Below are 13,845 nucleotides of genomic sequence, written 5' to 3'. Positions count from 1 at the left end.
TTAATATTACGTGGAGAAGAACGTGAGTTCGAATCTGTTCTCCACTTTTGAAATTTTTCTTTTGTTCTGGTGATGACTTTTTATATTGATTGTCGAAACCATTACAGCGAGGTTTCGTGAGTCTATCAGCCATTAACGCAAGCTGGGTTGCTACGAAAAGTAATTTCCATAAGTGTAATGGCATTTCGTCTGATTCTGAAATGGTCTGGATCTCTTCGTATAACAAAAAGATTATTTTTACGGTGGCTATTTTTAAATGCTTTTAATTCTGGCAAGTAACAATGGAATCTCAGTTCTAATTAACTTTACGCTCAAACGCCGCCGTTCTCGCCCCGAGAGCGGCAGCGTTTGAGCGCTAATCATACCAGCAGGAATACGCCATGCGATTCACGATTATTTCTACAAAACCCGGTCATCAGCCGCCGCAGAGCAGCTGTGATTTTTATGCCCCGGGCGGCACCATTGGGCGCGGTACGGATAACAATCTGGTATTGCCGGACAATGACCGCACCATCTCGCGTTTGCAGGCCATTGTTCACGTTGACGCCCAGGGCGAATGCCGCGTCACTAACCGTGGCAGCGTCACCCGCGTGGTATTGAATGACATTCCGCTTGAGCGCGGGCGTCAGGTTGAGCTGCAGGATGGGGACATTCTCGGTATTGATGATTACCGCATCGAAGTGACCGAACTGATTCATGATACGCAGCCAGTCAGTCGCATGGCGGCGACCATGCAGCAGCAGGCGCGTCCAGCCGCGGCCCCTGCGGCAGCTCCGCAGCCAAAGCCTGCGAGCGCCGCCCCGCGCGGGAAGGCGGAACCGACTGCTGTGCCGTCGGAAATCTGGGATAGCCTGATGCAGGAGTTCTCTATCTCCGACAGCATTTCCAGTTCTCGGGCGAAGCCGCAGCCGGCAGCGTCGCACGATCCGTTCTCCCAGCCTGTCGCACCTGAGCGTAACGCTGAAGATCCGCTGGCGATGTTCAATGACAGCGATCCGAAGCTTGAGCGTAAGAACGTGGATCCGGATACGCTGTTCAGTGACGAAGCGTTGTTCAAAAAAGAGAGCATTTTTGACGACGTCACCCCGTCTACGCTGGTGCCGCCCAATGAAGCTAAACCTGCGCAGCCACAAGAAGAGCAGACGGATGAACTCGATCCGCTGGCACTGTTTGGCGGTAGTGCCAGCGCACCTGCCGCACGAAATGATGACCCCCTCGGGTTGATGGGCGGGGCACCGTTAACCCATCCGGATGAAATTGTCGGCGATAAGCCAGAGGCCGTCGTTGAGCCAGACCTGACGCCAGAGCCGGAAGCAGAACAGGAAGAGGACGTCCTTGCCGCTTCTCCGCTGTTTGCTCCTGAGCCGCAGGTGCCGCCGCGCGCGGAAGAAGAAGAGCCGGCGCGACCGGATTATGCCGGCTTCACCATGCCAACCCCGCAGGCCGTGGCGCGCAGTAATGCCCAGGCACCTAAAGGGCGTTTGCGTATTGACCCGGTCAAAAACGCGGCGTCGCCAGCAGCCCATAATGGCGAAAAGGGTGAAGTACTGCAGGGCGAATTACTTGAGGCACTGCTGGAAGGGATGGGGCTCAGCGAAATGCAGCCCGTCCCGCAGTTTGACCGCGAAAATATGCGTCAGCTGGGGCAAATTCTGGGCATGTTCTCTCAGGGCACCGTGGCGCTGCTTTCTTCGCGCTCTATTCTCAAGCGCGGCGTAAAAGCCGATATGACCATGGTACTTGATGATGCCAACAACCCGTTCAAACTGTTGCCGACCGGGAAAACCGTTCTGATCCAGATGTTCGGTACGCCAATGCCGGGCTTTATGCCGCCGACAAAATCCGTGCGTGACGCGCTGATCGATCTGCAGGCGCATCAGCTGGGTATGATCTCCGGTATCCGCGCCATCATTGCCGCCATGCTGCAATCCTTCAACCCGGAACAGCTGGAAGAGCAGGCGAAGCAGAACGGGATGACCTCCCGACTGGCGCTGCCGGGCAGCCGCAAAGCCGCACTGTGGGACTACTTTGTCCGCAGCTATGGTGAAACGGCAGGCGAGATTGAGGATGACTTCCACACCCTGTTTGGCGAAGCCTTCCTCCATGCTTATGACATGGAGGTGAATCAGTACAAAGACTCACAGAGCGGATCGGAAGAAAAATGAATATCGCAACGGCTTCTCTCTCCCGCCAGGGGACGCGCGCCAGCAACCAGGATCAGACGGGAGAAACCATAGGGGAACGTTCAGCCTGCTTTGTCGTCTGTGATGGTATCGCTGGTCTGCCGGGCGGTGAGGTGGCCGCTGAACTGGCCCGCAACAGTATTATCTCCCGCTTCGATGGCGACAAGCACCTGAACGCGCAGCATATTCGCGACTATGTGCAAACGGCGAATCGTACCATTCTCAGCGAACAGCAGGCGGTTCAGGATTATCGTCGGATGGGCACCACGCTGGTCAGTCTGTTTATCGACAGAGATTACCGGCTGGCCTACTGGGCACATGCCGGGGACAGCCGCCTGTATCTGTTTCGCCGGGGCTGGCTGTGGCATGTCACCACCGATCACAGCCTGGTTCAGCAGATGAAAGATGCAGGGCACGACACCGATAACCTCAACAGCAATTTGCTCTATCTGGCGCTGGGTATTGAAAACGGTGGGCCAGAAGCGAGCTACAGCGATGTGGTGCAGGTCGAAGACGGAGATGCATTTCTACTCTGTACAGACGGTTTCTGGCACGGCGTCAGCGAAGAACAGATGAAACAGTCGCTGCACATGGTTAACACGCCGCAAGAGTGGCTGACCTTAATGAACCAAATCATCCAAAAGAATGGCGAACAGGAGGGGAATGCTCAGGATAACTATACCGCCCTGGCGGTATGGATGGGCAACCCTCAGGACACCACTTTGCTGCATACGCTTTCTGACGCAGCACAATTTCTTCCCTGCGGAACTGATTAGACACACAAGGAACGATATGAAACTTTGGCTATCGGGTTTAGCACTTCTGGCGGTGGCGTCCACCGCGCAGGCTGAGAATTTCCGCATCGTGCAGTCTCCTGCGCAGAAGCTGGATATCTGGATTGATAACATCAAAGACAACACCCCACAGAGCTGGTGTAAGTCAGAGATTGCGCTGCGTATCGTGGCGAACGGCAACAAAGACGTCTCGGTTCTGGAGAACTTTGTCCCGCGTCTGGGCTCGCTGCTGGAACACCAGTGCAGCAAAGTCAGTAAACTGAGCTGGACGCTGAACGATCCGTCCGGGACGACGCTGGCGCAGGGGACAGCAGGCAAAGCGCAGGACTGGGCGCTGGTGGTAAAACAGCAGCAGACTGCGCCAGTGAGTACTCCGGCCAGCGGTGCGTTGCTGCCGCCGGACCAGAACGCGGAAACCCACACGGTTGCTGCCGATCGCACGCCGTGGCAGGAATTTACCCTTCAGGACGGCTGCCATCTGCGTACCTTCTGGGAAGGGGGCTCATCTGCTCCGGCGCTCTTTATTCCGGATTCAGACACCACCCGCTGCGGAAACGGGAGCTGGCTGAGTGGTCACACGGTTATCTCCCAGTCCCGTAATGGTGGACAAAAAGAGATACCGGTGACCTACATTCACGGCTTCCCGGTCATGGGACTGAATCAAAGTGCCGACCCGGAAAACGCGCTGATCACCTCCGTCAACAAAGAGCGCATGGTTTTCAGCACCTCCAACAGCGACCAGAGCTGGATGATCCTGCCTTACGACAGCAGCCTCAACGGCTGGAAAAGCAACGGCACGGTGGCCGTGGAGATTTCACGTGAGACCGCCAGCGACGATGCAAAACTGCAGGCGCGTATCGCCGCGGTGAAAAAAATCTGGGGCGCCTGGGTTACCCCTGGTACAACGCTCAATATCGTCCTGATTGACACCCTGCGCCCTCAGCTGCGCGATCCGGCAGTCGGCGCCTGGCGCGCGGCAAATTAAGGAATGGCTATGAATACGCTCTATCAACACCTGGCGGGTGAATCGCTGAGTGACGCGCTGGTGCGTCTTGAAGCTGAGATCAAAGCCCGTCCGGCCGATGCCGATCTCCGTGCCGCGTTTGTGCAATTTTTGACCCTCAGTGGTAACTGGACGCGTGCCCTGACTCAGCTGAAAAGCTGGCTGGCACTTAAGCCCCAGGCTAAACCAACCGTTACCCTGCTGGAGCAGTCCATCCAGGGCGAGCTGCAGCGCGCGCAGGTGATGGCGGGGCAGGCTCGTCCTGCCATGCCTGAAACGCAGTGGCCGTGGCTTACCACGCTTGCCGCCGCACTTAATGACGCGGGAGAGCGTGCTCAGGCGCTGCGTCTGGAAGCCCTTGAGCAGGCGCAGGCAACGGCGGGGCAAATCACGCTTGAGAATGACGAGACGCAGGCATTCGCATGGCTGATGGACGGCGATGCTCGTCTGGGGCCCGTGTGTGAAACCATCGTCAACGGCCGTTATTTCTGGCTGCCGTTTAACGCCATCGCCGAGATCCGTTTCCAGGCCCCTGCCAGCGTGACTGACCTGGTGTGGCGTCATGCGCTGGTGCGCCTGACGGACGGTACCGAACAGGTTTGCCAGATCCCGGCGCGCTATCCTTTCGCACCGGATGCGTCTGACGCGGTTAAGCTCGCGCGCACCACCGAGTGGCTGCCGCTCGACAATGACGGCACGCTGTATGAAGGCATGGGGCAGAAAGCCTGGCTTAGCGAGCAAAGCGAAAGCCCATTGCTGTCGTTGAACCTGGTGACATTTGCTGCGGATGGAGCCCATGAGTAATCCCGCTGGCGAAGGCGATCTGCTGCGCAGCGGCTGGCAAGCCCGCAGCAAGCAGGAGAAGGTGGGGGCGCGCGATAAAATGCAGCCCTCGCTGCTGGATCGCCTCACCGATAACGATCCGGAAAAAAAACGCGAGTCCGCCAACAGTAATCTGATTACCCACGCCGCCCTGCGCCGTAACGTGCTGCGGGATCTGCAGTGGTTGTTTAACACCATCAACCATGACGCATCCGGTGACCTGAGCGCGTTGCCGCATGTGAACCGCTCGGTGGTTAATTTTGGCGTCGCGCCGCTGGCCGGGAAAAGAATGTCAGACATTGAATGGCACGACATTCAGCGCAAGCTTACCGAGGCCATCATTAACTTTGAACCGCGTATTTTGCCGCAGGGACTGCAGGTCCGCTGCGTGTCAGACACCTCGTCACTGGATCTGCACAACGTGTTGTCCATTGAGATAAAAGGGCGTCTGTGGTGTGTGCCGTACCCGCTGGAGTTTCTGTTTCGCACCGATGTCGATCTGGAAAACGGCCATTTTGAACTGAAAGATGCGGGGTGATCATGGAAAGTAAACTGCTCGAATATTACAACCGTGAACTGGCCTATCTGCGTGAAATGGGCGCTGAATTTGCCGAGCGCTATCCCAAAGTTGCGGGTCGACTGGGCATGCGCGGCATCGAAGTGGCGGATCCGTATACAGAACGCCTGATGGAGGGGTTCGCGTTCCTGACCTCCCGCGTGCAAATGAAAATGGATGCGGAGTTCCCGCGCTTCTCCCAGCGTTTGCTGGAAATGATTGCGCCAAACTATCTCGCACCAACCCCCTCAATGGCGATTGCTGAAATCCAGCCCGACAGCACGCGTGGCGATCTGAGCAACGGTTTTAAGGTGCCGCGCGGCACCATGATGGACAGCCTGGCGCTGAAAAAGACCGGGGTCACCTGCAGCTACACCACGGCGCATGAAGTTAATCTGCTGCCGCTGAAAATCGATAAGGTCGAGCTGGGCGGTGTGCCTGCCGATCTGCCGCTGGCGCAGCTGGGCCTGAGCCAGCGGGGGATCAACAGCGCGTTACGGATCCGCATTGCCTGCGATGGCCCGCAGCATCTTGGGCATCTGGATTTTGACCGTCTGGAGTTTTTCCTTAGCGGCCCGGATATTGAAGCGCTCAAGCTGCTTGAGCTGGTCATGGAGCACCACGCCGGGATTGTCTGCCAGACCGTCAGCAAGCACCCGCAGCGACAGCTGCTCTCTGCGGATGCCTTACGACAGGAAGGGTTTGAGCCGGACCAGGCGCTGCTTCCGGACGACCTGCGCAACTTTGACGGCTATCGTCTGCTGCAGGAATACTTTGCGTTTCCGGCACGGTTCCGCTTTATCAGCCTCAGCGGTCTGGGCAAGCTTATCCAGCGCTGTGAAAATGAAAAAGCGTTCGATATTTTCATCCTGCTGGATAAAAGCGATGAGCAACTGGAGCGGGTGGTTGATGCCAGCCATCTTGCGATGCATTGCACGCCGGTGATCAACCTTTTCCCGAAAGTGGCGGCGCGGCAGAAGCTGAGTGAGAGCCAGCATGAATATCATCTGGTGGTGGATAACATCCGTCCCCTGGATTATGAAATTTATGCGGTAAACAAAATCTTCGGCAGTGCCGACGGCCAGCGTGACGACCAGACATTTCGTCCTTTCTGGAGCACCTGGAGCGGTGATGCGGGCAACTACGGCGCCTATTTTTCCCTGCGCCGCGAGCAGCGAGTGCTCTCTGAACATGCCCTGCGCTACGGCACCCGCACCGGTTATATCGGCTCCGAAGTCTTTGTTTCGCTGGTGGATGAACAGCATGCACCCTGGCAGGAAAATCTGCGCTATATCTCCGCGGAAGTATTGTGCACCAGCCGCGACCTGCCGCTGATGCTTCAGCAGGAGCTCGGACAGTTCATCATGGCCGATTCCATGCCGGTGAAATCCCTGACTCTACGAAAAGGCCCAACGCCGCCGCGTCCGGCTCTGGCCGAAGGGTTTAGCACCTGGCGATTGATCAGCCAGCTGCAGATGAACTATCTCAGCCTGATGGACAGCGAAAACGAAGAGGGTGCCGCCGCCCTGCGTCAGCTGTTAGGGCTGTATGCTAACCTGGCGGAGACGCCGGTTGCGCGTCAGGTTGAGGGCGTTCGCCACTGCGTGCTGGAGCCGGTTCACCGTCGCGTCCCGGAGCCGGGTCCGGTGGTCTTTGCGCGCGGGATCGGCATTACTCTGACGGTAGATGAGCGTGCGTTTTCCGGCGCCAGCCCCTGGCTTTTCGGCAGCGTGCTGGAACGCCTGTTTGCCCGTCTGGTGTCCATCAACAGCTTTACTGAATTCACGCTGAAGAGTCAGCAGCGCGGCGAGATTGGCTACTGGGCACCGCGTATGGGGAAAAGGGCACTACTATGAGCGAAGTCGCCTCCGCGCCGCTGCGTGTCCATCGCCTGACGCCGTTGCCGGACGCTTTCTGGCGCGGCGTTCGCGAGACGCCGTGGCGCTACGATCTGTTCCAGCTATTAAGACGCATTGATGCCCAGGGCGGTGAACGTTATCCGCTGGGGCGCGCGCCGCTGCCGAAATTTGAACCGTTACGTATCGGTCAGCAGCCATCGATGAGCTTTGCGCCGTCAACCCTCGCGCAGGTGCGCCAGCGTGAAGAGAACGGGCTGCACGAGGTGTCTATCCTCAGCTTTGGTCTGTTTGGTCCAAATGGCCCGCTGCCCGTCCATATGACAGAGTACGCCCGCGAGCGTATTCATCATCATCAGGATACCAGCCTGAGCGCGTTTGCCGATCTGTTCCATCATCGCCTGACGCTGTTGTTTTACCGTGCCTGGGCTGATGCGCAGCCCGCCGTCTCTCTTGACCGCGCGGACAACAAACGCTTTGAGGGGTATCTGGCATCCTTGATCGGCATGGGCCAGCCGGGGCAGATGACCAAAGGCAGCCTGAGCGCACATGCCCGTTTTACTCATGCCGGACACCTGACCCGTCACGCCCGGGATCCGGAAGGGCTGGAGAAGATCCTGCGCAACTATTTTAACGCCCCGGTAAAACTGGTCACGAACGTGGCGCAGTGGATGCCGCTTTCGCCGCGGGAACAGGCGCAGTTGGGTGAAGGGCGTCGTCTGCCGCGGATGGGAGAATCCGCTTTTCTCGGCGTTGCGGTGCGCGACGTGCAGCACAAGTTTCGTATCGAAATCGGCCCACTGAGCGCGGACGAGTACAACCGCTTCCTGCCAGGCGAAGCGTGGGTCACTGAACTGCGCGACTGGGTACGCCAGTACGCAGGGGTAGAATTTGAATGGGAAACTCGGGTTATTCTGCGCGCCGACGCGGTGCAGGGTGCCTCGCTTGGTAGCGCCGGGCGGTTAGGTTACAACACCTGGCTGGGCCTTCAGCCTCAGCCTGTCCCACGTGGCGATCTGGTGTATCGCGCAGAGCGATAATTTTTCTAACGCATTGTTATCAACGGAACCGAACATGTCAGAAATCAGCCGTGCCGTGCTTTTCGGCAAACTGGATACGCTGTTATTTACCTCACTGGAAAGCGCCACCGCGTTCTGCAAGCTGCGCGGCAACCCCTATGTTGAGCTGGTGCACTGGCTGCATCAGCTGATGCAGCAGCAGGATGGCGATCTGCAACAGGTGATTCGTCATTTTGCCCTCGATGAACAGCAGCTGACGCGCGATATCGTGGCCGCACTGGATGCGCTGCCACGTGGCGCGAGTTCTGTTTCCGATCTGTCAGAACATATCGACAGCGCCGTGGAGCGCGCGTGGGTGTTTGGCTCGCTGAAGTATGGCGTCAGCCGTATTCGCGGCGGGCATTTGCTGATTGGCATCCTGAAAACCTGGAATCTGGCCAACGTGCTGAAAAGCATCTCGGCGCAGTTCAGCTGCCTTAACGTCGACGTGCTGATCGAGCAGTTTGATGCGATTTGCGCTCAGAGCAAAGAGACGCTACAGGCGGCCGCTGCCGCGGATACCCCAGCCGGTACGGTGCCTGCCGCACAGGGGACGTTGGCCCAGTATGGTCAGGACCTGACCGCGCGCGCCCGTGAAGGGAAGATTGACCCGGTTGTCGGGCGCGATGAAGAGATCCGCCAGATGGTCGATATTCTGATGCGCCGTCGCCAGAATAACCCGCTGCTGACCGGGGAAGCTGGCGTTGGCAAAACGGCGGTGGTGGAAGGGCTGGCGCTGCGTATCGCCGAAGGCGACGTGCCGGCACCGCTGCAGAATATTCAGCTTTGGCTGCTGGATATCGGCATGCTGCAGGCTGGCGCAGGCATGAAAGGCGAGTTCGAAGCGCGTCTCCAGGCCCTGATTAATGAAGTGCAGTCCAGCGCTACGCCAGTCATTCTGTTTATCGATGAGATCCACACCCTGATTGGCGCAGGCGGCCAGCAGGGTACCGGTGATGCCGCTAACCTGCTCAAGCCGGCTCTGGCACGCGGGCAACTGCGCACCATCGGTGCCACCACGTGGGCGGAATACAAAAAATACATCGAGAAAGACCCGGCGCTGACCCGTCGTTTCCAGACGGTACAGGTTCACGAGCCGGACGAAGCCAAAGCCATTCTGATGCTGCGAAGCACCGTGTCACCGCTGGAGACGCATCACCAGGTACTGCTTCTCGACGAAGCGGTCAGCGCGGCGGTCAAGCTTTCACATCGTTATATTCCGGCACGCCAGTTGCCGGATAAAGCCGTTGCGCTGCTTGATACTGCCTGTGCCCGCGTGGCGGTCAGCCAGAGCGCGCCACCGGCACAGCTGGAAGATTGCCTGCGCCACCTCGCGGCCCTGGATGTGGAGATCGAGATTGCCGGACGCGAAGCGCGCGTGGGTGCCGGCGATCCGGAGCGCGTCGCAGCCTTGACCGCCGAGCGCGATACATACGAAACAAAGCGCGAAGCCCTGACCCAGCGCTGGGAAGAGGAACGTGCTCTTGTGACTGAAATCATCCGCCTGCGTGCCGCGCTGTTTGCCGCGGGTGATGACGAGACCGGCGAACTGCGCAGCGCGCTTAACGCGCAGCAGCAGGCGCTCAACGCTTTACAGGGCGACGAGCCGCTGCTGTTTGCGGCGGTGGATGAAAACGTGGTGGCGGCGGTGGTCTCTGACTGGACCGGTATCCCGCTGGGCCGGATGGTGAAAAACGAGATTGATGCGGTGCTCAACCTGGCTGATACCCTCAACCAGCGCGTCATCGGCCAGCGTCACGGCCTGGATCTGATTGCCCGCCGCGTGAAAACCTCGCGGGCAAAACTCGACGATCCGAACAAACCTGTTGGCGTATTTATGCTCTGTGGCCCGTCCGGCGTGGGGAAAACGGAAACCGCACTGGCGCTGGCGGAATCGCTTTATGGTGGTGAACAGAACGTTATCACCATCAACATGAGTGAATTCCAGGAAGCCCACACCGTTTCGACCTTAAAAGGTGCGCCTCCGGGATACGTGGGTTATGGTGAAGGCGGGGTGTTAACCGAGGCCGTTCGCCGTCGCCCGTACAGCGTGGTCTTGCTGGACGAAATTGAAAAAGCGCACCCGGATGTACATGAAATCTTCTTCCAGGTCTTCGATAAAGGCTGGATGGAAGATGGCGAGGGCCGCCATATTGATTTCCGTAACACCATCATTATTCTGACGTCCAACGTCGGCACCGATCTGATCAGCGCCATGTGTGCCGATCCGGAACTGATGCCTGAGCCTGAAGCGTTAAGCGGCGCGTTGCGTCAGCCGCTGCTGGAGGTCTTCCCGCCGGCGCTGCTGGGCCGTCTGCTGGTGGTGCCGTATTATCCACTGAGCGACGAGATGCTGGGGCAGATTGTCCGCCTGCAGCTCAAACGCATTCAGCGTCGTCTGCAAGAGAATCACAATATTATTTCCGAGTTTGATGACAGCGTGGTGGAACAAATTGTTCAGCGCTGTACCGAGGTGGAGTCTGGCGGCCGCATGGTGGACGCTATTCTGACAAACACCTTGCTGCCTCAGATGAGCCAGATATTACTTACCGCCAGCCGCAGCGATGAGCAGTACCGACGTCTGCACGTCACCTGTGAGCAGGGCGAGTTTCACTGTCAGTTTGCCGCGTAATAATCATCAAGAGAACTGTAAAAGATGACGGATAATGATAACAATCGGACTGTCCCAAACGCGCTCCCGGTCGGGTATCGCTTCAACGAGTTTGAAATTAAAGAGGTGATCGGCGGCGGCGGGTTCGGCATCGTCTATCGCGCGTGGGATCATCAGCTCGAACGCACTATCGCTATCAAAGAATTTATGCCTGCCTCGCTCGCCGTGCGCGGCGACGATATGACGCTGGTACTGCGCAGCGAACGTTTTGGCAAAGCGTTTTCCGCCGGTCTGAACAGCTTCATTCAGGAAGCCCGCCTGCTGGCGCGCTTCAACCACCCGAACCTGCTTCACGTGCTGCGTTTCTGGGTGCAAAACGATACAGCCTATATGGGAACGCTGTTCTATAGCGGTACCACGCTCTCCCGCCTGCGCGAACAAAAACCGGAGCTGATTAACGAAGCCTGGATCCGTCGTATGCTGCCCATGCTGTTCGGTGCCATTAAGACAATTCATGACGAAGGCTATCTGCACCGCGACATCTCTCTGGATAACATCCAGATTCAGGACAACGGCCTGCCGGTTCTGCTCGATTTCGGCTCAGCGCGCCGCACCATTGGTAATCTCTCTGATGAGACGGAAACCATGCTGCGCCCGGGCTTTGCGCCAATCGAGCAGTACACTGACGACAACGAAAGCGAGCAGGGCCCGTGGACGGATATTTATGCCCTCGGCGCCGTGCTGCGTACCCTGATTGTTGGCTCACCGCCGCCGGTCAGCGTGGTGCGCTCAATTCAGGACACCTGCAAACCGCTGGTGGAACTGCAGCCACAGGGCTATTCCCTCTCGCTATTGCAGGCCATCGACCGGGCGCTGGCGTTGCACATGGAAGACCGACCGCAGTCCATCGATGAATTCGCGGCGCTGATTGAGATGCCGGTAGCGGGTATCGACGATGTACTGAGTGCGAAAAAACCGGGCACGATGCTGGTACCGGTAGAGGAAGAGGCACCGGCTTCTGCACTGGACTGGCACCGGTACAAAATCCCGGCAATGGTTGCTGCGGGCGTGCTGGTTGGCGTCGTCGCCGGAGCGATGCTGTTTAGCGGTGGCGACCATGATGCGCCAGAGCAGGCGGCGCAGGCCCCTGCTGAGACACGCCCCGTTGAAACCGCATCGAACGCGCCGGAAGTGAAACCGGAAACGGCGAAAGCCAGTGAACAGACTGCACCGACTGCGACAGCGCAACCGGCCACCCCGCCGGTGGATGCCAGCCCGGTGGCACTGGTCTATATCCGTATTCTTGACGGTGAGACCCTGAAAGTGAACGGTGAGCCAAAAACACTGCGTCCGGCGAATAACGGTTATGCATCGCTCAAGCTACCTGCGGGCGAGGCCAGAATTGAACTGCAGGGCAACGGGAAAACGCGTACCCAGACGCTGGATATCGCGAAGCCTGGCACCTGGCTGGTGAATCCGTAAGTAAGGTAAGCAGGGACTGGTAACAGGACGGAGCGAATGTATAACCTCAAGTTTGTCTATCTTTTCAGCGAGAATGTCTCGCCAGCGCTTTTCGCGAAAATTATCCGCCCGTCCGTAGCCGGGCAGTGGATAATGTCAGTTCCCGACAATTCGCTGCGCTCGCTGTTTACGCGTTACGATTTGCTGCATTCCATCACCGGGGCGAATCCCTATCAGTCAGGACGCGATACCCGTAAGCTGATCGTGCAGGATCTCGATATCGGCAGGATCGTTGCCATCGACGAGAGTTTCCGTAACTGGTCATCGGTAACGGAGATATTTTATATCAATGCCGATGGCCGACTGCAGGCGGCCTCGCTTACCGGTCTGGGCTGGTATCCGGTAAGCACAATCGTCGATCGCTACGAAACCATGGTGCGAACCTACGGTGCCCGTCCTGCGCCGACGGTACTGCCGAAGCAGGTGGTGAAATCCAAAGCGGCACAGGTGCCGGATGAGGCCACGCCGGGCAAAGACGGTAAAACCTATGCTTCGCAGCTACAGCAGATGACCAAGGCGGAACGCTGGCAGGCGCGTAAGGATCTGATCGCGAAGGGCAGCAACAGCCTTTACCCGGATGCGCAGATCGCCGCTAAACGACTGGCGGCGAATAATATTGCGGTGGAGAAAGCGAAGCTTGCTGAGAATGTTTATAAGACAGTGAATCCGCTGGAGACAACGCCGGGGGTGCCAGAGGGCTGGAAGGATATAAGCAACGATGCATCGGTGCTAAAGAAGTTAGGTCTTAAAAGTAAAACACTTTATGACAAGAGTGAGGATCCTGATTTTCTGGCACGCGTCTATCAGCCTGACCCTGACGTTTTTGGTGGCGATATGAACCCTACGCTGGTGTTCAGAGGGTCGAGGCAACCAGAGTTTTTCCCCATGAAGAACATGACTGACTGGAAAAATAACGGTGCGCAGGGGCTTGGGTTGGAGTCGGATTATTACCGAAGAGCCGTAAGTATGGGCGAGCAGCTCGCCAAATCAGGTCAAAAAATAGACATTGCGGGGCACTCTCTTGGGGGAGGTTTAGCATCAGCCACCTCTATGGCAAGTGGTATGGCGGGATGGACGTTTAATGCTTCTGGCCTAAATTCCGGTACCGTCGAGAAATATGGCGGAAGCATATTGGGCAGCACGGATAACATTCAGGCTTACCGCGTCGAGGGTGAACTGCTGACCAGGACTCAGGAAGTAAATGTTTGGGAAGATTTTAAAATGGTAAAAGGGCACGTGCCAGCACTTATAGCGAAAGAAGAGATTTCTGCCATTATGCCCAATGCTGCCGGAATAGCTCACGACCTTCCTGGTGGAATGGGGAGTGCATTTGACCGACATGGAATAGATCAAGCGATAAACTGTATTGAACAACAGAAGGATGAGGATATCTCTATTATCAGGAGCCGCGCGTGAAATCACTAATTTTTGGCTGGGTAGC

At 57.5% G+C, this 13,845-nt stretch carries 10 protein-coding genes; all 10 read left to right on the top strand.

The features are described 5' to 3' along the window. The first annotated feature begins 380 nt into the window (after positions 1-380). Genes tagH through HV242_RS13115 form a run of 10 tightly spaced genes read left to right on the top strand, consistent with a single transcriptional unit; the run spans position 381 to position 13,820 of the window. Positions 381-2,165 (top strand): type VI secretion system-associated FHA domain protein TagH, encoded by a 1,785-nt coding sequence (tagH, locus tag HV242_RS13160; RefSeq protein WP_063858474.1) that lies wholly within the window; start codon positions 381-383, stop codon positions 2,163-2,165. Continuing rightward, positions 2,162-2,959 (top strand): PP2C family protein-serine/threonine phosphatase, encoded by a 798-nt coding sequence (locus tag HV242_RS13155; RefSeq protein ID WP_014170545.1) that lies wholly within the window; start codon positions 2,162-2,164, stop codon positions 2,957-2,959. The genes tagH and HV242_RS13155 overlap by 4 nt, the downstream gene beginning before the upstream one ends. A gap of 16 nt (positions 2,960-2,975) precedes the next feature. Further along, positions 2,976-3,962 (top strand): hypothetical protein, encoded by a 987-nt coding sequence (locus HV242_RS13150; protein WP_020883465.1) that lies wholly within the window; start codon positions 2,976-2,978, stop codon positions 3,960-3,962. 9 nt (positions 3,963-3,971) lie between these two features. Then, complete coding sequence (locus tag HV242_RS13145; protein ID WP_032680804.1) at positions 3,972-4,784, top strand: type VI secretion system accessory protein TagJ; 813 nt, start codon at positions 3,972-3,974, stop codon at positions 4,782-4,784. Further along, a complete protein-coding gene (tssE, locus tag HV242_RS13140; protein ID WP_010432861.1) occupies positions 4,777-5,340 on the top strand; it encodes a type VI secretion system baseplate subunit TssE in 564 nt (187 codons plus the stop codon). The genes HV242_RS13145 and tssE overlap by 8 nt, the downstream gene beginning before the upstream one ends. 2 nt (positions 5,341-5,342) lie before the next feature. Continuing rightward, on the top strand, positions 5,343-7,214 hold the full coding sequence (gene tssF / locus HV242_RS13135; RefSeq protein ID WP_040017737.1) for a type VI secretion system baseplate subunit TssF: 1,872 nt from the start codon (positions 5,343-5,345) through the stop codon (positions 7,212-7,214). After that, positions 7,211-8,254 carry a type VI secretion system baseplate subunit TssG gene (gene tssG / locus HV242_RS13130; RefSeq protein ID WP_059305780.1) on the top strand — a complete coding sequence of 348 codons (1,044 nt, stop codon included), beginning with the start codon at positions 7,211-7,213 and terminating at the stop codon, positions 8,252-8,254. The genes tssF and tssG overlap by 4 nt, the downstream gene beginning before the upstream one ends. 34 nt (positions 8,255-8,288) lie before the next feature. Next, on the top strand, positions 8,289-10,904 hold the full coding sequence (tssH, locus tag HV242_RS13125) for a type VI secretion system ATPase TssH (protein WP_063858473.1): 2,616 nt from the start codon (positions 8,289-8,291) through the stop codon (positions 10,902-10,904). Between the two features lie 24 nt (positions 10,905-10,928). Then, positions 10,929-12,365, top strand: coding sequence for a serine/threonine protein kinase (locus HV242_RS13120; protein WP_059305778.1), 1,437 nt, complete (start codon positions 10,929-10,931; stop codon positions 12,363-12,365). 36 nt (positions 12,366-12,401) lie between these two features. Further along, entirely contained in the window at positions 12,402-13,820 is a 1,419-nt protein-coding gene (locus HV242_RS13115) for a hypothetical protein (RefSeq protein ID WP_020883471.1), read from the top strand. Positions 13,821-13,845 lie beyond the last annotated feature (25 nt).

This window comes from Enterobacter sp. RHBSTW-00593 (assembly GCF_013784105.1).
Classification (GTDB): domain Bacteria; phylum Pseudomonadota; class Gammaproteobacteria; order Enterobacterales; family Enterobacteriaceae; genus Enterobacter; species Enterobacter ludwigii.
The sequence above is the reverse complement of the archived record's forward strand: the minus strand, read 5'-3'. Positions and strand labels throughout refer to the sequence as shown.

Excerpts from the sequence above, each read along its gene's own strand:
- tssE (WP_010432861.1), top strand. The coding sequence starts at position 4,777 with ATGAGTAATCCCGCTGGCGAAGGCGATCTGCTGCGCAGCGGCTGGCAA.
- HV242_RS13145 (WP_032680804.1), top strand. The coding sequence starts at position 3,972 with ATGAATACGCTCTATCAACACCTGGCGGGTGAATCGCTGAGTGACGCG.
- tagH (WP_063858474.1), top strand. The coding sequence starts at position 381 with ATGCGATTCACGATTATTTCTACAAAACCCGGTCATCAGCCGCCGCAG.
- HV242_RS13155 (WP_014170545.1), top strand. The coding sequence starts at position 2,162 with ATGAATATCGCAACGGCTTCTCTCTCCCGCCAGGGGACGCGCGCCAGC.
- HV242_RS13150 (WP_020883465.1), top strand. The coding sequence starts at position 2,976 with ATGAAACTTTGGCTATCGGGTTTAGCACTTCTGGCGGTGGCGTCCACC.
- HV242_RS13120 (WP_059305778.1), top strand. The coding sequence starts at position 10,929 with ATGACGGATAATGATAACAATCGGACTGTCCCAAACGCGCTCCCGGTC.
- tssF (WP_040017737.1), top strand. The coding sequence starts at position 5,343 with ATGGAAAGTAAACTGCTCGAATATTACAACCGTGAACTGGCCTATCTG.
- tssH (WP_063858473.1), top strand. The coding sequence starts at position 8,289 with ATGTCAGAAATCAGCCGTGCCGTGCTTTTCGGCAAACTGGATACGCTG.
- HV242_RS13115 (WP_020883471.1), top strand. The coding sequence starts at position 12,402 with ATGTATAACCTCAAGTTTGTCTATCTTTTCAGCGAGAATGTCTCGCCA.
- tssG (WP_059305780.1), top strand. The coding sequence starts at position 7,211 with ATGAGCGAAGTCGCCTCCGCGCCGCTGCGTGTCCATCGCCTGACGCCG.